Origin of the sequence: Roseateles sp., assembly GCF_039595295.1 — a bacterium.
Classification (GTDB): Bacteria; Pseudomonadota; Gammaproteobacteria; order Burkholderiales; family Burkholderiaceae_C; genus Roseateles.
In genome coordinates this window covers 154103-171259 of the sequence record NZ_JBCNLU010000010.1, presented here as the reverse complement: position 1 = coordinate 171259, position 17157 = coordinate 154103, and the positions used below count along the sequence as shown (strand labels likewise).

The 17157-nt window shown below is 69.6% G+C and carries 12 protein-coding genes and 1 tRNA gene; 3 read left to right on the top strand and 10 right to left on the bottom strand.

The genetic code is table 11. From position 1 onward, the window contains the following. The 5 genes from ABDW59_RS10435 to ccsA all read right to left on the bottom strand — a co-directional run. Positions 1–835 (bottom strand): ATP cone domain-containing protein (locus ABDW59_RS10435; RefSeq protein WP_343629667.1); only part of this gene is annotated, 835 nt, incomplete at its 3' end. Positions 836–1467: 632 nt separating this feature from the next. Beyond that, on the bottom strand, positions 1468–3105 hold the full coding sequence (locus ABDW59_RS10430) for a sigma-54 dependent transcriptional regulator (protein WP_343629665.1): 1638 nt from the start codon (positions 3103–3105) through the stop codon (positions 1468–1470). Further along, a complete protein-coding gene (locus ABDW59_RS10425; RefSeq protein WP_343629664.1) occupies positions 3095–4789 on the bottom strand; it encodes an ATP-binding protein in 1695 nt (564 codons plus the stop codon). Before ABDW59_RS10425 ends, ABDW59_RS10430 begins: the two co-directional genes overlap by 11 nt. 14 nt (positions 4790–4803) lie before the next feature. Continuing rightward, positions 4804–5091, bottom strand: a complete 288-nt coding sequence (locus ABDW59_RS10420; RefSeq protein WP_343629663.1) for a PP0621 family protein — start codon at positions 5089–5091, stop codon at positions 4804–4806. Between the two features lie 31 nt (positions 5092–5122). Continuing rightward, complete coding sequence (gene ccsA, locus ABDW59_RS10415; protein WP_343629662.1) at positions 5123–5956, bottom strand: cytochrome c biogenesis protein CcsA; 834 nt, start codon at positions 5954–5956, stop codon at positions 5123–5125. A gap of 48 nt (positions 5957–6004) precedes the next feature. Between ccsA and ffh the strand changes: the two genes are divergently transcribed. After that, on the top strand, positions 6005–7399 hold the full coding sequence (ffh, locus tag ABDW59_RS10410; protein WP_343629661.1) for a signal recognition particle protein: 1395 nt from the start codon (positions 6005–6007) through the stop codon (positions 7397–7399). Positions 7400–7470: 71 nt separating this feature from the next. Here the strand turns inward: ffh and ftsY are convergent, their stop codons facing one another. Then, positions 7471–8763: a signal recognition particle-docking protein FtsY gene (gene ftsY / locus ABDW59_RS10405; RefSeq protein ID WP_343629660.1), complete on the bottom strand. Its 1293-nt coding sequence runs from the start codon at positions 8761–8763 to the stop codon at positions 7471–7473. 102 nt (positions 8764–8865) lie between these two features. On the opposite strand from ftsY, the gene ABDW59_RS10400 reads away from it, so the two are divergent. Together ABDW59_RS10400 and ABDW59_RS10395 are read left to right on the top strand one after the other, a co-directional pair. Continuing rightward, positions 8866–8942: transfer RNA gene (locus tag ABDW59_RS10400), tRNA-Met, on the top strand. A gap of 138 nt (positions 8943–9080) precedes the next feature. Next, on the top strand, positions 9081–9383 hold the full coding sequence (locus ABDW59_RS10395; RefSeq protein WP_343629659.1) for a hypothetical protein: 303 nt from the start codon (positions 9081–9083) through the stop codon (positions 9381–9383). A gap of 77 nt (positions 9384–9460) precedes the next feature. On the opposite strand, the gene ABDW59_RS10390 is transcribed toward ABDW59_RS10395, so the two are convergent. From ABDW59_RS10390 to ABDW59_RS10375, 4 genes are all read right to left on the bottom strand, one after another. Next, positions 9461–10912 carry a hypothetical protein gene (locus tag ABDW59_RS10390; RefSeq protein ID WP_343629658.1) on the bottom strand — a complete coding sequence of 484 codons (1452 nt, stop codon included), beginning with the start codon at positions 10910–10912 and terminating at the stop codon, positions 9461–9463. A 274-nt stretch (positions 10913–11186) separates the two neighbouring features. Further along, complete coding sequence (locus ABDW59_RS10385; RefSeq protein ID WP_343629657.1) at positions 11187–12644, bottom strand: efflux transporter outer membrane subunit; 1458 nt, start codon at positions 12642–12644, stop codon at positions 11187–11189. After that, the gene (locus tag ABDW59_RS10380) at positions 12641–13852 is read right to left on the bottom strand and encodes an efflux RND transporter periplasmic adaptor subunit (protein WP_343629656.1); all 1212 of its coding nucleotides are present in this window, start codon (positions 13850–13852) and stop codon (positions 12641–12643) included. The genes ABDW59_RS10385 and ABDW59_RS10380 overlap by 4 nt, the downstream gene beginning before the upstream one ends. After that, positions 13842–17087: an efflux RND transporter permease subunit gene (locus ABDW59_RS10375; RefSeq protein WP_343629674.1), complete on the bottom strand. Its 3246-nt coding sequence runs from the start codon at positions 17085–17087 to the stop codon at positions 13842–13844. The genes ABDW59_RS10380 and ABDW59_RS10375 overlap by 11 nt, the downstream gene beginning before the upstream one ends. Positions 17088–17157: the final 70 nt, after the last annotated feature.

Here is a 17157-nt window from a genome sequence, read left to right as displayed (position 1 = left end):
CGCCCAGGCGGGCCAGGTCGTACTGCTGCAGCTTCTCGTCCAGCAGCTCGGCCTGCACGCCCTTCTTGATGAAGCCGGGGAAGTAGTCGGCGTACTTGGTGGCCATGTCGGCCTGCGTGTACTCCTGACCCAGGATCTCCTTGCGGATCGTGTGCATCAGCAGACGAGCGGTGGCGCGGGTGTAGCCCGGGTCCTTCTCGATCAGCGTGCGGGCGGCCAGGATGGCGGCCTTGTAGACCTCGTCGATGGGCACGCCGTCGTACAGGTTGCGCTTGGTCTCGGCCAGGATCGGGTCCGGCTTGACGTCGGCGCCCAGGTTCTCGCAGCTGGACGTGATCAGCGCCGACAGCTTGTTCAGGTCCAGCGGGACCCGCACGCCGTTCTCGGTCACCGAGATGCCGGACTCCAGCACCGCGGCCTGCTGCTGCTCGCCCTGGCGCGCACGCTCTTGCGTGCGGCGCTCGCGGTACAGCACGTAGGCGCGCGCCACTTCATGGTGGCCGCCGCGCATCAGCGCCAGCTCGACGTGATCCTGCACGTCCTCGATGTGGAAGGTGCCGCCGCCCGGACGCGAGCGCACCAGAGCGCGCACCACGGAGTCGGTCAGCGCGTCGACGGTCTCGCGCACGCTGGCGGAGGCCGCGCCGCTGGTGCCGTGCACCGCGAGGAAGGCCTTCATCATCGCCACGGCCACCTTGCTGGGCTCGAAGTGCACCACCGCGCCGTTGCGGCGGATGATCTGGTGCTGCGGGAAGCTGGCGGCGGCGGAAGTGGACTCGCGCGGGGTCTGAGCCAGGCCCGTTTCAGCGGTCGGTGTGGCGGCGACTGTCTGCATGGGATCCTCGTCTGTTCTGGGGTCTAAAAACAAAGAAAGCTGCGCCCGGCCCGGGTTCAAAGCGTGGGCCCGACGGTCAGGGATTCAGGGGGTGTTCGCGATGCTGCGGAAGCTCCGTGGACTGTGCGTCCATGCCCGGCGAGAGGGTCGCCGCGGGCCGGAACAAGACTTCTGTAGGAGCATTCATCGCCTGTTTGCGAAGACCGCAGGATAGCATGCAAAACACTATATCTAGTGGTCCGCCCACCTTCAAGGAACTACCGCTAGTGCCATCTCGGCTTGACTCCCGGCACCCGCTGGGCTAGCCGGAAAGCCGGTCGGCGCGCAGCCCCGATGGATTCGCGCATCGGGTCCGAAGCGCGAGGATTGGCGCGGTCTGCGGGACCGAAACGCCCGCCAGAGCCCATGTCCGCTGAGCTCTCGTCGATGGCGGTTTGATGACGGTCCGGACCGGGTGTCCCCGGGGATCAGGACAAGCCCCATCAGGACCTTCCCGAAGCCGTCGAGGCGGTGGGGTCATGGTCGTCCTGCGAGCGACGCGGGCGAGGATCGAGCGCGCGATGGCCGTGATCCGTCATGCGCCGTCCTCATGCGGCGGCTCATGCGCGGAGCGCGGATCGATCAATGAAACATCAGGCCTCGTCGCCGCCGATCGAGATTCCCAGCCGCGCCATGCGGTAGCGGATCTGCCGCAGCGACAGGCCCAGGCTGGCGCCGGCCGCGGTGCGGTTGTTGCGGTACTGCTCCAGCGCCCGCAGCAGGATGCGGCGCTCGACCTCGTCCAGATAGACGGCCAGGTCCTTGGGCAGCGGACTGCCGTCGCGCAGCTCGGGCGGGAGCGACGCGCCGGAGGCGGCCACAACGGGCGCGTCCAGGGCCGCCTCCAGCGCGCCATAGGCCGACTCGCTCACGACCGCGTCCGCGCCCAGCAGGCTGTCGGGCAGGCCCAGGTCCTCGAGCTCGATGCCATCGCCACCGGACAAGGCCAGCGCACGATGCAGGAGGTTCTCGAGCTCCCGCACATTGCCGGGGAAGTTGTAGCGCGACAGCGTCGCCAGCGCCGCCGGCGTGAGCCGCGGCACCGGCGACACGCCGGCATCGGCGGCGATGCGCTCCAGGATGCGGGTGCTGATCGGGGTCAGGTCCTCCATGCGCTCGCGCAGCGGCGGGACGCGGATCTGGATGACGTTGAGCCGGTAATACAAGTCCTGCCGGAAGCGGCCCGCGGCCACCTCGGCCGCCAGGTCCTTGTGGGTCGCGCTGAGCAGACGGACGTTGACCGGCATCTCGGCCACCGCGCCGACCGGCCGCACCGAGCGCTCCTGCAGCGCGCGCAGCAGCTTGGACTGCATCGCCAGCGGCAGGTCGCCGATCTCGTCGAGGAAGAGCGTGCCGTTGTGGGCGGCCTGGAAGAAGCCCTCGCGGTCCTCGCTCGCGCCGGTGAAGGCGCCCTTGCGATAGCCGAAGAACTCAGCCTCGAGCAGCTGCTCCGGGATCGCGCCGCAGTTCACCGCGATGAAGGGCTGCGGGCGGCGCGCGCTGACGTCGTGGATCGCGCGGGCGACCAGCTCCTTGCCGGTGCCGGACTCGCCGTGCAGCAGCACGGGCGCCATGCTGCGCGCGACCTTCACGATCAGGTCCCGCACCTGGCGCATCGCGGCGGAGTCGCCGACCAGTCGATCCAGCGCCGACGAGGTGCCGGCCGCGCGCGCCTCGGCGGACGCGGGGCTGCGCTTCTCGGTCACCGGCTTGCGCGGCTCGGCCGGCGCGGCGGACGGGGGGCGAGCCGCGGCGGACCCTCCGCCGCCGAACGACGCGGCGGGGGCCGAAGCCCCGGATGCGGGCGGCGTCGCCGCGATGGCGGACGCGAACGCGCGCGGCGCCGATTCCTCGCTCTTGGGCGCGCGGCCCAGCGCGGACGCCACGACCATGCGGAACTGGCGCAGGTCCACCGGCTTGGTCAGGTAGTCGTAGGCGCCGGCCTTGAGCGCCTCGACGGCGTTCTCGGCCGAGCCGTAGGCGGTGATCACCAGCGCGCGCTCGCCGCGGCCCTGCTGCTCCAGCCAGCGCAGGATGTCCAGGCCGCTGCCGTCGGGCAGGCGCATGTCGGTGATGACGGCGTCGTAGCGGCGCGCGCCGAGCAGCTCCACCGCGTCCTCCACGGTGCCGGCGCTGTCCAGCGTGTAGCCCTCGCGCAGCAGCGTCATTTCATAGAGGGTGCGCAGGTCGGGCTCGTCGTCGACGACCAGCAGGCGGGGATCAGCGCTCATGGGAGAAGAGGTCTTGTGCGGGAGGGGGCGGCGGCGAAGCCAGACGCGGCAGCAGCACGCGGAATTCGTTCATGTCGGCGGGCTGTCGGTGATAGTCGATGCGACCGCCGTAGCGCTCGCACAGCTCCCGGCAAATGTACAGGCCGAGGCCGGAGCCGCGACTGCGCGTCGAGAAGAAGGGCTCGAAGAGATGACGTTCGACCTCCGCCGGGATCGGGTCGCCGCGGCTGAGCACCGACACCCGCGCCCAGTCGCCCTCCTCGGCCAGCTCCACGCGCAGCGTGCCCGGACCGGGATGCGCGTGCCGCAGACCGTTGTCGAGCAGGTTGATCAGGATGCGGCGCAGGTGCTCGGGGTCGAAGCTGATCAAGGGGGTCTCGCTGCCGATCTCCAGCCGCAGCGGGCTGGACTCGTCCAGCGGCAGGCGCTGCGTGTCGGCCCAGTCGACGGCGATCTCGCGCAGCAGCGGGGCCAGCGTCAGCGTCAGCGCCACCGGCGGGATGCCGGGCGCGACCTCCATCACGTCGTCGACCAGCCGCTTCAGACGCTCGACATTGGACGCGACCATGCGGGTCAGCGGCTCCAGGCGCGGCTCGCGGGCCAGGTCCTCGGCCAGCAGCGCGTTGGCCTGCGCGATCGCGGTCAGCGGGTTGCGGATCTCGTGCGCGATGCCGGCCGACACCCGGCCCATCGCGGCCAGCTTCTCCTGGCGGTTGCGGGCCTCGAGCAGGCGGTTGTCCTCGATGAAGAGCACGCACAGGTCGTCGCCGTCCAGCGGACGCGGCGTGAAGCGCATGCGCACCCGCAGCGAGCGCTGCGAGCCGCGACCGAAATCCAGCAGCAGATCGCGACCCGTCTCGGGCCAATGCTCGCCGCCGAAGGCCTGCTCGATGGCGCGCAGCAGCGGCAGCCAGGCAGGCGCGGCGTCGAGCCGGAACGGACCGGCTCGCAGCGCGGCGCCCTCGGCCAGCAGCACGCGCGCCGCCGGGTTGGCGGTGCGCACCAGACCGCGCCGGTCGACCACGGCCACGCCCTCCTCCATCTCCTCGATCACGAGGCGGTTGAGGTCGGCCTGCTGGCGCGCGTACTCGAGGCTGCCGCGCGCGGCGCGCTCCTCGCGGGCGAGCCGTCCGGCGATCTCGTTGGCCAGCAGCGTGACCACGAACAGACCGCAGCCCAGCAGGCCGGCCTGGCTCAGCCGCAAGCCGCCCTCGTGTCCGATGAACACCACCCACGCGCCCATGCCCAGCAGCACCAGGCTCGCGAGCGCCGCGATGCCCAGCGCGCGCAGCCGCGGCTGCAAGGCGCCGCCCATCAGCGCCGGCATGAAGAACAGCGCGCCGTAGGCGCCGCTGGGCTCGTGCACCTGCAGCAGGCTGAACAGCAGCAGGTCCACGCCGATGCTGACCAGGATCTGGCGCGTCGTCAGGCCGGGTCGGTCCCGTCCCTGCGCGTCGCCGCCGCCGAACCAGGTCGGCAGCAGCCAAGCCAGCACCGCCTGCACGCCGTAGATCAGCGACAGCAGCGCCACCCAGCCGGCCGGTCGGGCGCCCATCATGCCGGCCAGCGACTGCGTCGCCAGCACCGCCAGGCCCAGCGCGGCGCGCGCGCCCATGAAGGCGCGGAACAGCCGCTGGACGGTGCCGGCGCTGATGGCGCCGGCGGTCGGATCGGAGTGCGGCATGCGTGGCTGCGCGATCAGGAGCGATCCGCCCGCGGCGCGCCGAGGCGGGCCTCGTGCGCGCTGCGATGCTCGGCGCTGCAGAACACGCCGCCGCGGCCGGGCAAGGCTTCGCTCGCCGGCAGGTGGGTGCCGCATTCGGCGCAACTCACCATGGGCTCGAGATCGCTCACGGCGCTCGGGGCCGGCGGCGCGGGCGGGGCGTCGCGGCGCGGGGATGGACGCTCGGGCGGGCGGCCGCGTTTGAAGCCGAGCACGAAGGCGACGACCGCCAGCAGGACGACCCAGAAGAGAATTTTGATCACGATGCGTGGAGATGGCCGAAGAGAAGGCGGCTCAAGGCGTGGGCCGCTGGAGGATGACCTCGAGCACGAAGCGCGAGCCCGCGTAGGACAGCAGCAGCAGCCCGGCGCCGAAGTAGAGCCAGCGGGTGGCGCGCTTGCCGCGCCAGCCGAACACGCGGCGGCCGGTCAGCAGGCCGGTCAACACGACCCAGCCCAGCACGGCGAACAGGGTCTTGTGGTCCCACTTCCAGTGCGGGGTGAAGGCCACGCCCAGCAGCAGCGCGATCGACAGCACCACCACGCCGGCGGTGACGAACTGGAAGGTCAGCCGCTCCAGCCGCAACAGCGGCGTGCCGAAGGCGGGCGCGCCCTGCCCTTTCTGCGCGCGCATCTGGCGCTCGGCGCGATTCAGCATCACCGCATGCATCACCGCGACGCCGCACAGGCCGTAGGACGCCAGGCCCATCGCCCAGTGCAGCGGCGCGAGCGGGGAGCCCGCCTGCGGCCGGTATTCGCCCGGGAACATCCAGGCCAGCAGCATCACGATCAGGCCGAGGATGCTGAGCAGGCGCTGCGCAGAGGGCAGCGGCAGGAAGCGGCTCTCGACCAGGTAGACGCCGGTCACCAGCCACAGCGTCATCGACAGCGAGGGGGCGAAACCGAAGCGCGCCGCATGCGCGCCGTCGACCGGCGCGGCGCCGATGCCGCCGATGTCCACGACCAGCGCGGCCAGGTGCAGGACCCAGGCCAGGACCAGCACGGAGCGCCAGGTGCGGGGACGTTGGCGCGCCCAGGCCGCCGCGCCCGCGTAGGCCAGCGCGCCGGCGGCGCTGAAGACGGCCAGAAGGTGGCCGCTGGGCTCTGCGGAGGCGACGGATAAAATCATCCGCAAAGTGTAATGACGCGCGCCCCTCTTATCAGGGGCGCCTATACGATGGCTTCCACCCTGACCGATCGACTGAGCCGGCTCGTGAAGACGATGCGCGGCCAGGCCCGCATCACCGAGTCCAATGTGCAGGACATGCTGCGCGAGGTGCGCATGGCGCTGCTGGAGGCCGACGTGGCGCTTCCGGTGGTCCGCGACTTCATCGCGCGGGTGAAGGAGAAAGCGCTGGGCCAGGAGGTTGTGGCTTCGCTGAACCCGGGCCAGGTGCTGGTCTCCGTGGTCCACAAGGAACTCGCCGCCACCATGGGCGAGGGCGTGGCCGACCTGAACCTGGCCGCCCAGCCGCCCGCGATCATCCTGATGGCCGGTCTGCAGGGCGCGGGCAAGACCACGACGACCGCCAAGCTCGCCAAGCACCTGATCGAGAAGCGCAAGAAGAAGGTGCTGACGGTCTCCGCGGACGTGTATCGCCCGGCCGCGATCGAGCAGCTCAAGACGGTCACGAAGCAGGCCGGCGCCGAATGGTTCCCGTCCGCGCCGGACCAGAAGCCGCACGACATCGCGCTGGCGGCGCTGGATCACGCCAAGCGTCACTTCTTCGACGTGCTGCTGGTCGACACGGCCGGCCGGCTGGCGATCGACGAGGCCCTGATGGCCGAGATCCGCGATCTGCACGCGACGCTGAATCCGGTGGAGACGCTGTTCGTCGTCGACGCGATGCAGGGCCAGGACGCGGTGAACACCGCCAAGGCCTTCAAGGAAGCGCTCCCGCTGACGGGCATCGTGCTGACCAAGCTGGACGGCGACTCGCGCGGCGGCGCGGCGCTTTCGGTGCGGCAGGTCACCGGCGCTCCGATCAAGTTCGCGGGCGTATCCGAGAAGATCGACGGCCTGGAGGTCTTCGATGCCGACCGTCATGCCGGCCGTGTGCTGGGCATGGGCGACATCGTCGCGCTGGTGGAAGAGGTCCAGAAGGGCGTGGACGTCGAGGCGGCGCAGAAGCTGGCCGAGAAGCTCAAGTCCGGTGACGGCTTCGACCTGAACGACTTCCTGGCGCAGATCTCGCAGATGAAGAAGATGGGCGGGCTGTCGGGGCTGATGGACAAGCTGCCCACGCAGATGACCGCCAAGGCCGGCGCGGCCGACATGGACAAGGCCGAGCGCGACATGAAGCGCATGGAAGGCATCCTCAACGCGATGACCGCGAAGGAGCGCCGCCAGCCCTCGCTGCTGATGGACGGCAAGTCCAAGGCCAGCCGCAAGCGCCGCATCGCCGCCGGCGCGGGCGTTCAGATCCAGGAGGTCAACCGCCTGCTGAATCAGTTCGACCAGATGCAGGGGATGATGAAGAAGATGAAGGGCGGCGGCCTGATGAAGATGATGAAGAAGATGGGCGGCCTGAAGAACCTCATGGGCGGCGGAGGCGGCGGCTTCCCGATGTGATCGGTTCGTCCGCGACGCACCAACGAAAAGAGCTCCCTCGGGAGCTCTTTTGCGTTTGGGCGAGGCGAGTCTTATTCGAGCAGCGCCTGCGCAAACTCGCGCGCGTCGAAGGTCTGCAGGTCCTCGAGCTTTTCGCCCACGCCGATGAAGTAGACCGGGATGGGCCGCTCGCGCGCGATGGCCGCGAGCACGCCGCCCTTGGCCGTGCCGTCGAGCTTGGTCACGATGAGCGCGGTCAGGCCGAGCGCGTCGTCGAAGGCCTTGACCTGGGTCAGCGCGTTCTGGCCGGTGTTGCCGTCCACGACCAGCAGCACCTCGTGCGGCGCGCCGTCCTGCGCCTTGCCGATCACGCGCTTGATCTTCTTGAGCTCTTCCATCAGATGGATCTGCGTGGGCAGGCGGCCGGCGGTGTCGGCGATGACGACGTCGCTGCCCCGCGCCTTGCCGGCGACGACGGCGTCGAAGGTCACGGCGGACGGATCGCCGCCCTCCTGGCTGACGATCTGCACGCGGTTGCGGTCGGCCCAGACGGCGAGCTGCTCGCGCGCGGCGGCGCGGAAGGTGTCGGCGGCGGCGAGCAGCACGTTGGCTTCGGCCTCGGCCAGGTGGCGGGTCAGCTTGCCGATGCTGGTCGTCTTGCCGGCGCCGTTCACGCCGACGACCATCACCACGGTGGGCGTGTGCTCGCCGATCACCAGCTGGCGCTGCAGCGGCTGCAGCAGCTCGGTGAGCGCGTCCACCAGCAGGTGGCGAACGGCGGCGGGATCGGTGGCCTTGGCGTCCTTGACGCGGCGCTTCAGGTCGTCGAGCAGGAACTCGGTCGCCTTCACCCCGGCGTCGGCCATCAGCAGCGCGGCTTCGAGTTCTTCATAGAGCGCGTCGTCGATCTGCGTGCCGGTGAAGACCTGGGCGATGCTGGAGCCGGTCTTGCGCAGCCCCTGGCGCAGCTTGTCCATCCAGCTCTTGCGGGGAGCGGGTTCGGGCGCGGCGACCGGTGCCGGAGCAGGTGCGGGAGCAGGCGCCGGAGCCGGAACGGGAGCGGCCACGATCGGCGCGGGCTTCGCGACGGGAGCAGGCGCTGGGACCGGTGCTGGTGCGGGGACAGGTGCCGGCGCGTGGATCGGGGCAGGCGCAGGGACCGGCACGGCGACGGGAGCTGGCGCCGGAGCGATCACAGGCGCGGGAGCCGGCGCAGCGACGGGCGGCGGGGTCAGGGCTTGCGGCGCGGGAGCGACGGGAGGAACGGGAGCAGGAGCCGGAGCGGGCTCGACGGCCGGAGCGGGTGCGGGCGCGGCCTCTGGGGCGGGCGCGGGAGTGGGTTCATTCGAGCCGAAGCCGAGTTTTTTCTTGAGGAAGCTGAACATGGAGAGCTCGTGAGGAACGGGCCGCCGAAACTTTTTTTGGTGTCGACGTCGGCAGGACTTGCATTGTCAACGAAAAGCTTGCTATAGTCGCGTTCTTCGCAAGGCGCTTTAGCTCAGCCGGTTAGAGCGACGGAATCATAATCCGCAGGTCCGGGGTTCGAATCCCTGAAGCGCCACCAAATTTCAAAGCCCGCAAGACGCAAGTCTTGCGGGCTTTGTTCATTGGGCCCGAGGGTCTCGATCGTCAGCAAGTGCAGATCAAACTCTTGCCACCCACCCCCACACCGAGGTCGCTCAACTACCCAGAAAGGGGCGACATGCCTACGCTGAAGAAAAGCGACCTCAAGTACAGCGACTACAGCTGGACGGCCGTGCCGGGAGACGACCCGACGAAGACCGCCGACGATGCTGATCGCTTCAGCCGCAAGGAAGGCTACGAGGTGCTCACCTTGATCAACTCCCTCACCGCCAAGAATGGCGCGGATCTGGATCTTCGCGTTCGACAGATCTGCGAATGGATGATCCACGAGCAGTTGCCCTCCAACATCCAAGGGCGCTCCAAGGTGAAGGCCTGGATCTTCGAGAACTACCCCCTGTTATCGAAGCGATATCCGTTCTGATCGCCGGTCTCGGCGGAAATCGAACAGGCCCTCGCGGAGCGAACCGCACGCCGCGAGGGCCTCTTCATCTCAGGCGCTCAATTGCAGCTCAAGGTCCCCAACCCCTTCCCCGCCCCCGCCACGTTCAGCAGCTTCTGCTTCACGCAAGCCGGATCCTGCACCGTGTACGAGTACGGGATCCCCACCGGGAAGTTAGCCGTCGTGGTCCAGTCGCTCGCATCCCGCGAGGGGCTGGATCCGCTCGCGACCCAGGTGATGCCGTAGGTCGCGAAATCGGCGGGGCTCCTCACGTTGTTGTTGCGCAGCTCCCAGTAGCCGATGGACGAGCTGTCCCGCGAGGTCACCGGGTTCTGCGCGTTCTCGAAGTAGTTGCCCTCGATCAGCGAGTAGCCGCCCATCCGGATGTTCGCGCCCGACGTCAGCACCTTCGAGTACAGGTTGTTGTAGAGGTGCGTGTAGCCCGCGCGCTGCAGTGGCAGGCGCGAGCCGACGTTGCTGTACACGTTGTGGTGGAAGGTGATGTAGCGGTCGCTGGCGTCGCTGTCGCTGGAGCCGATCAGGCCGACCTTGTGGTGGTCGCGGATCAGGTTGTAGGAGTAGGTGATGTGATGCGCGCCGGCCTTGCTGTCGATCAGGCCGTCGAACTCCAGATCGCCCGCGCCCGAGCATTCCGCCGTCGAGCTGAACAGCGTGTTGTGGTCGATCCAGATATAGCCCGGGAACTTGCCGCTCTGGCCTTCGATGCCGATGGCGTCGATGGAGCCGGGCAGCAGACCGATGGTCATGTTGCGGATGATGATGTTGGTCGCCGCCGCCTTGATCGCCAGCCCGAAGTTGGCCGCCGAGCCGTTCACGCCCTCGATCGTCACGTCGCTCTTGTTCTTGATCTCGACGACGGCGCCGGCCGGCATTTTCCATTGCGCGCAGGGGTCGGGAATCGTGCCGAAGTCGAAGGTCCCCGCGTAGCGGATCACCAGCCCGCCGCTGCCGCTGTAGGCGTTGATCGCGGCTTGCATCTCGGCCGCCGTGGTCACGGTCACCGGCGTGGCCGAGCCGCCACCACTGACCTGTCCCGCGTAGCCCCCGCTATGACCGGCCGGGGACGGAGACGGTGCAGGCGACGGCGAAGGCGCCGGGGACGGCGCGGGCGATGGCGCCGGAGCGGGCGAAGGCGCGGGCGTGCCGACCGGCCCGACCGCGCATTTCTCCTTCACGCCGGGATTCGGATCGGCGCCGTCGAAGGTCGCGGACGTGCAGGCGACGTTGCCGCTGAGCGTCTTGATGACCCACTTGTCCTTCACGCCGAAGGACACCTGGCGGGCGGTGTCGCCGGCCTTGCAGGTGCCCCCTTCGTCCGCGCATTTGGAGAAGCCGGACGGCCAGTCCACGGCCTGCGCCGCGCCGAGTGGCGCCATGGCGCCTGCGACCACCGCCATGAGGGTCAGGCCTTGCCTGGGGCCGGGCGCGCGCAGCACGGGCGGCTTGGGCGCGATCAGCGTGGCGGTCTCGTTCGAATGGATGCTCTTCATCGAATGTCTCCCAGTTCGTTGTTGGGGCGATCCGGCGCGGGCATGGCTCCGCCCTCACCGGTCTCCGGTGAATCGAAAAATCGACAAGGAACCCAACTGCCTATCCCTCCGCCTCGCGCGACGCGGACCAGCAGGATCCGCATCGGGGACGGTGACCGTGGGCAGCGGCCATGTGTCGACGCGCCAGCGCGCAGGCGCGGCCACGTCGACAACCGGCGCAGACTATCGAGAACGCCTGAATTCGGAAAGGCGTTTTACATTTACCGGGTCAGCGTTACGGGTTTTGATTCGGCCCCGCCCAACCCCCACCCAGCGCCCTGACCAACGCCACCGTCGCGCGGCGCTGGCGGGTCGCCAGATCCACCGCGCTGCGGCGCGCCTGCAGGCCGGCGGTCTGCGAGGTCACGACCTCCAGATACGCCGCCGCGCCCGCGCGGTACCGATTCGTCGCCAGCGCGAGCGAACGCTCCGCCGCATCGACCGATTTGCGCTCCGCCTCCAACGCTTCGCCGTATCGGTCCAACAGCACCAGCTGATCCTCGACCTGCTGGAAGGCCGTCAGCACCGTCCCGCGATAGCGCTCCGACACCTCGTCCAGCGAGGCCTTCGCGCGCGCTTCCTCGGCCTTGCGGCGGCCGCCGTCGAACAGGTTGAAGGCCAGCGTCGGACCGATGGCCCAGAACAGATTCGGCGCCTCGACGAAGCGGCCCAGGTCTGCCGTCTGGAAGCCGCCCTGCCCGCCCAGCACCACCGACGGGAAGTACGCCGTCTTGGCCACGCCCAGCGTCGCCGTCGCGGCCACCACGCGCTCGCGCGCGGCGACGATGTCGGGACGCCGCTCCAGCAGCGTCGACGGCAGACCCGTCGGCACCACCGGCATCGCCAGCTCGACCTTCGCCGGCGCGATGCTGAAGGTCGACGGGTTCGCGCCGACCAGCGCGGCGATCGCGTGCTCCAGCACCGCGCGCTGGGCCTGCGACTGCCGATGCTGCGAGCGCGCCGATTCCAGTTGGCCCTCGGCGCGCGCCTGATCCAGCCCCGACGCAATGCCCGCCTTGTGTCGCCTGTCGATCAGATCGAAGGCGCGGGCATAGGCTTGCTCGGCATCGGCGAGCAGCTCGTCATCGCGGTCCAGCCCGCGCAGCGCGAGCATGGCGTCCGCCAGCTGCGCCTGCAGCGCCAGCCGCGCCGCGGCGAGATCCGCCTGCGCCGCATGCTCGGACGCGAGCCCCGCCGCCACCTGCTGCGAGATGCGACCCCACAGGTCCACCTCATAGCTGACGTCCAATCCCAACGTCGCGCTGTTGTACCAATCGGGCGAGGTCGGCCCCAGCACCCGCAAGGGGCGGCGCTCCGACTGACGGTCCCGCTGCACGTTGAGCGAGCTGTTCACCGTCGGCGTCTGCGCTGCGCGCAGCGTGTCGGTCGCGGCCCGCGCCTGCTGATAGCGCGCCAGCGCCGACGCGAGATCGGGGCTGTTGTCGACCAGCCGCTGTTGCAGCGCGTCCAGCTCCGGATCACCGTAGGCCTTCCACCAGCCGTCGAAGACGATGGCGGGTGAGCTGGACGTCGCCGCTTCGACCCACGGCCCGCGCGCTTCCTTGAAGGCCGGCGCGGCGGGGACCTCGGGCAGTTGCACTTTGGGCGCCTCGGCGCAGCCGGCGGCCAGCGCGACCGTCGCGGCCGCGGCGACCGCGATCAGGCTCGCGCGACGCAAAGCCGGGGCGCTCACGAACGGCCCTTCGCCGATGCCGCCGCCGCGGGCTGCGACGCCGGTTGAGCCACGCGCACCACGTCGCCTTCGCTCAGGCCGTCGGGCGGGTTCTCGATGACGCGGTCCTTGGCGCTCAAGCCGGCGCCGAGCTCGACCCGCGTGCCCATGTCGCGCGCGATCGTGACCTTGCGCAGACGGACGCGGTTCTCCGCATCGACGGTCGCGACCTGCACGCCGTCCTTGCCGATGATCACCGCGCCCGGCGGCAGCGACACGCCCGCATCAGCCTGCGCCGAGGCCGCGTCGCCGCTCGCGCCGGCGCCTGTGAAGCGCACCGTCGCGAAGCCGCCCGGCAGCAACTGGTCATGGTCGTTGTCGACCATCAGCTGCACCAGCATCGCGCCGGTGCCCGTGTTGATGGACTGCGACAGCGATTGCACCGTCGCGGCGAAGCGCTGCCCCGGCCGCTCCGGCACCGTCAGCTCCGCCTTCGCGCCCGCACGCACCAGCGCCACCTGGCGCTGCGGCACGTTCACATAGACCCGCAGCTTGCTGGTGTCGGAGACGACGAAGAGCTCGCTGCCCGGCGCGCCGCCGACGTTGATCAACGCGCCCACATCGGTGTTGCGCGCGGTCACCACGCCGTCGAAGGGCGCCGTCAGCTGCGTGAAGCGCTTGAGCGCCTCGATGCGATCGAGATTGGCCTGCAGCGCCGCGACCTGCGACTGCTTCGCCGTCATGTCGCCGGTGCGTTCGTCCACTTCTTGTTTGGAGACCGAGTCCGACTCCAGCAGCCCTTGCCAGCGCTTGGCCGTGCTCGCGGCCAACGCCGCATTGCTGCGCGCGGTCGCCAGCTCCGCCTTCGCCTGCATCAGCTGTTGATCGAGGTCGGGGGTCTCGATCTCGGCCAGTTGCTGGCCGGCCTTGACCTTGCCGCCAATGTCGACGTTCCAGCGCTTCAGATAGCCGCTCACGCGCGCATAGATGGGGGCGCGCGACCAGGCCTCGATGCGGGCGGGCAGCTCCAGTCCGGCGCTGCTCAGCGGCTGCGGCGCGATCAGCGCGACCGTCGGTTGTCCGCGATCGGTGGCCGCCGATTGCAGTTGCTCGGCATTGGACTTGCGGGCCCACAGCCCCGCCACGACCACGCCGGCCGCGATCAGCAGCGCGACGGAGGCCGCCAGCTTGAAGCGCGGGGGACGGGATTGAACGGCATCAGTTCGCATGGGAAGGATCTCCTGACGCGGCCAGCGGAGGCAGCGCGTCGGCACGGGATTCGGATTCAGAGTGGGATTCGGAGGCGGCCTTGCGATGGTGTCGATGCACGAGGCTGAACACCACCGGCACGAAGACCAGGGTCGCGAAGGTCGCGAAGATCAGGCCGCCGATGACGGCGCGGCCCAGCGGCGCGTTCTGCTCGCCGCCCTCGCCCAGGCCCAGCGCCATCGGCAGCATGCCGATGACCATCGCCAGCGCGGTCATGAGCACCGGACGGAAGCGCACGAAGCCCGCCTCCAGCGCGGCGGCGGTCGCGTCGCCCAGCTCCTCGAGCCGCTCACGCGCGAAGCTGATCACCAGCACGCTGTTGGCCGTGGCCACGCCCATGCACATGATGGCGCCCGTCAACGCGGGCACCGACAGCGTCGTCCCGGTCGCGAAGAGCATCCACACGATGCCCGCCAGCGCCGCCGGCAACGCCGACACGATCACCGCCGGATCCAGCCAGGACTGGAAGTTCACGACGATCAGCAGGTAGATCAGCACCACCGCGCCCAGCAGCCCGAAGAGCAGGCCGGAGAACGCGCGGTCCATGGTCTTCACCTGGCCCAGCAGCTGCACGTTGGAGCCCTTGGGCACGTCGGCCGCAGTCTCGGCGATGACCTTGCGGATGTCGGCGGCGACGGCGCCCAGGTCGCGGTCCTGCGTGGTCGCGTGGATCTGCACCATGGTGGCCACGTCGTACTGGCTGATCAGCGCGGGGCTGTTGCTGCGCTGGAACGAAGCCAGCCCGCCCAGCGTCGTCGTCCCCGGCTGCGCGCCATTGCCGACGGGCAGGTTGCCCAGCGCGGTCAGCGAGTCCAGCTGGAACTGCGGCGTCTGCATCACGATCGAATAGCTCACCCCGTTGGCCGGATTCAGCCAGAAGGTGGGCGCGACCTGCGAGCTGCCCGCCAGGTTCACCACCAGGCTGTTGACCACGTCGCGCGTGCTCAGCCCCAGCAGCTGCGCCTGCGTGCGGTCCACGTCGACATTGAAGGTCGGCGCCTTGTTGGACTGCTGGATGCGCGCGTCCGCCACGCCCGGGATCGCCTTGATGCGCTTGAGCAGCTGCTGCGCATAGGCGAAGTTGCCGTCGATGTCGCGGCCCCGCACCTGCACGTCGATCGGCGCCGGCGCGCCGAAGTTCAGGATCTGGCTGACGATGTCGGCCGGCGGGAAGGAGAAGGTCGTGTCGGGGAACTCGCGCGGCAGCCGCTCGCGCAGCTCGCGCACGTAGTCGGCCGTCGGGCGATGGCCTTCCTTGAGCGCGATCTGGAAGTCGCCGTCGGACGAGCCCAGCACGCCGGTGTTGTTGTAGGTCAGGTTGATCGAGGACGGCGGCAGACCGATGTTGTCGACCATGGTCTCGATCAGCTCCGACGGGATCACGCGGCGGACGGCCTGCTCGATCTTGGCGAAGCGGGCGGCGGTCTCCTCCACGCGCGTGCCCACCGGCACGCGGGCGTGCATCAGGATCTGGCCCGAATCGACCTGCGGGAAGAAGTTGCTGCCGATGAAGGGCACCAGCAGGAAGGACGCCAGCACCACCGCCGCGAAGCCGATCAGGAAGGGCCCGCGCCGGCCCAGCGCGGCTTCGAGCAGACCGCGGTAGCGTTCACGCACGCCTTCGAAGCGGGCCTCGAACTTGCGCTGGAAGCGCACCAGCGGATTGCGCGAGGGCGGCTGCGCCAGATGGCCGTGGCCGTCGGTCAGCGGCGCGTGCGGCTTGAGCAGGTACTTCGCCATCGTCGGCACCAGCGTGCGCGACAGGATGAAGGAGCACACCATCGCGAAGATCACCGCCTCGGCCATGGGCACGAACAGGAAGCGCGACACGCCCTCGAGGAAGAACATCGGAATGAACACGATGCAGATGCACAGCAGCGAGACGAAGGCCGGCGTCACGATCTGACGCGCGCCGTCCATGATCGATTCCTCGACGCCCTTGCCGTGCTCCAGGTGCCAATTGATGTTCTCGATGGTCACCGTCGCGTCGTCGACCAGGATGCCCACCGCCAGCGCCAGGCCGCCCAGGGTCATCAGGTTGAGCGTCTCGCCGATCGCCGCCAGGCCCAGGATGGAGCCCATGATGGACAGCGGAATCGACACCGCGATGATCACCGTCGAGCGCCAGCTGCCCAGGAACAGCAGGATCATCGCGCTGGTCAGCGCCGCGGCGATGGCGCCTTCGGTGGCCACGCCCTTGATGGCGGCGCGCACGAAGACCGACTGGTCGTTGATGGGCTTCACTTCCAGCGTGTCGGGCAGCGAGGTCTTGAGCTCCGCCAGCTTCGCGCGCACGCCGTCGACGATCGCGAGCGTGGACGCGGCGCCGTTCTTCAGCACCGACATCAGCACCGAGCGCCCCCCGTCGACGTGGACGATGTTGGTCTGCGGCGCGTTGCCGTCGTGGACGTCGGCGACGTCGCGCAGATAGATGGTCGAGCCGCCCACGACCTTGACCGGCAGCCGGCCCAGATCCTCGATCGCGGAGGGCGCGCTGTTGAGCTGCAGCGTGTACTCCAGGCCGCCGATCTTCTGCGTGCCGATGGGCGTGAGCACGTTCTGCGTCGCCAGCGCGCTGGCCACGTCCTGCGCGGACAGGCCGCGCGCTTGCAGCGCGGCGGGGTTGACGTCGATCTGGACCTGGCGCTGCTTGCCGCCGTAGGGCAGCGGGATGGCGGCGCCGGGCACCGTCACCAGCGGCGTGCGCACGGTGTTGAAGCCCAGGTCGAAGAGCTGCTGCTCCGACAGGCCCTTGCCCGACAGCGCCAGCTGCAGGATGGGCACGGTGGCCGCGTTGTAGTTCAGGATCAGCGGCGGCGTGGTGCCGGCGGGCATCTGACGCACGGCGACCTGCGCGACCGCGGTCACCTGGGCGTTGGCCACCGCGATGTTCACGCCCGGTTGGAAGAAGATCTTCACCACCGAGACGCCGGGATAGGTGTTGGCCTCGATGTGCTCGATGTCGTTGACCGTGGTGGTCAGCGTGCGCTGGAACAGCGTCGAGATGCGGCCCGCCATCTGATCGGGCGGCAGGCCGGTGTACTGCCAGGCCACCGCGATCACCGGGATGCGGATCTCCGGGAAGATGTCGGTGGGCGTGCGCATCGCCGCCAGCGGCCCGAGGATGAGCAGCAACAGCGCCAGCACGAAGAAGGTGTAAGGGCGTCGCAGCGCGACGCGCACGGCAGCCATCAGCATGGACAGGTTCCCACGATCGTTGTCATCGTCGCTCTTCGGTTTTTCGGCTGAATCTCAGCGGCGGATT

What these genes read in the sequence shown, in the direction of transcription:
- ABDW59_RS10395 (WP_343629659.1), top strand. Translation starts at nt 9,081, where the DNA reads ATGCCTACGCTGAAGAAAAGCGACCTCAAGTACAGCGACTACAGCTGG.
- ffh (WP_343629661.1), top strand. Translation starts at nt 6,005, where the DNA reads ATGGCTTCCACCCTGACCGATCGACTGAGCCGGCTCGTGAAGACGATG.
- ccsA (WP_343629662.1), bottom strand. Translation starts at nt 5,956, where the DNA reads ATGATTTTATCCGTCGCCTCCGCAGAGCCCAGCGGCCACCTTCTGGCC.
- ABDW59_RS10425 (WP_343629664.1), bottom strand. Translation starts at nt 4,789, where the DNA reads ATGCCGCACTCCGATCCGACCGCCGGCGCCATCAGCGCCGGCACCGTC.
- ftsY (WP_343629660.1), bottom strand. Translation starts at nt 8,763, where the DNA reads ATGTTCAGCTTCCTCAAGAAAAAACTCGGCTTCGGCTCGAATGAACCC.
- ABDW59_RS10390 (WP_343629658.1), bottom strand. Translation starts at nt 10,912, where the DNA reads ATGAAGAGCATCCATTCGAACGAGACCGCCACGCTGATCGCGCCCAAG.
- ABDW59_RS10380 (WP_343629656.1), bottom strand. Translation starts at nt 13,852, where the DNA reads ATGCGAACTGATGCCGTTCAATCCCGTCCCCCGCGCTTCAAGCTGGCG.
- ABDW59_RS10430 (WP_343629665.1), bottom strand. Translation starts at nt 3,105, where the DNA reads ATGAGCGCTGATCCCCGCCTGCTGGTCGTCGACGACGAGCCCGACCTG.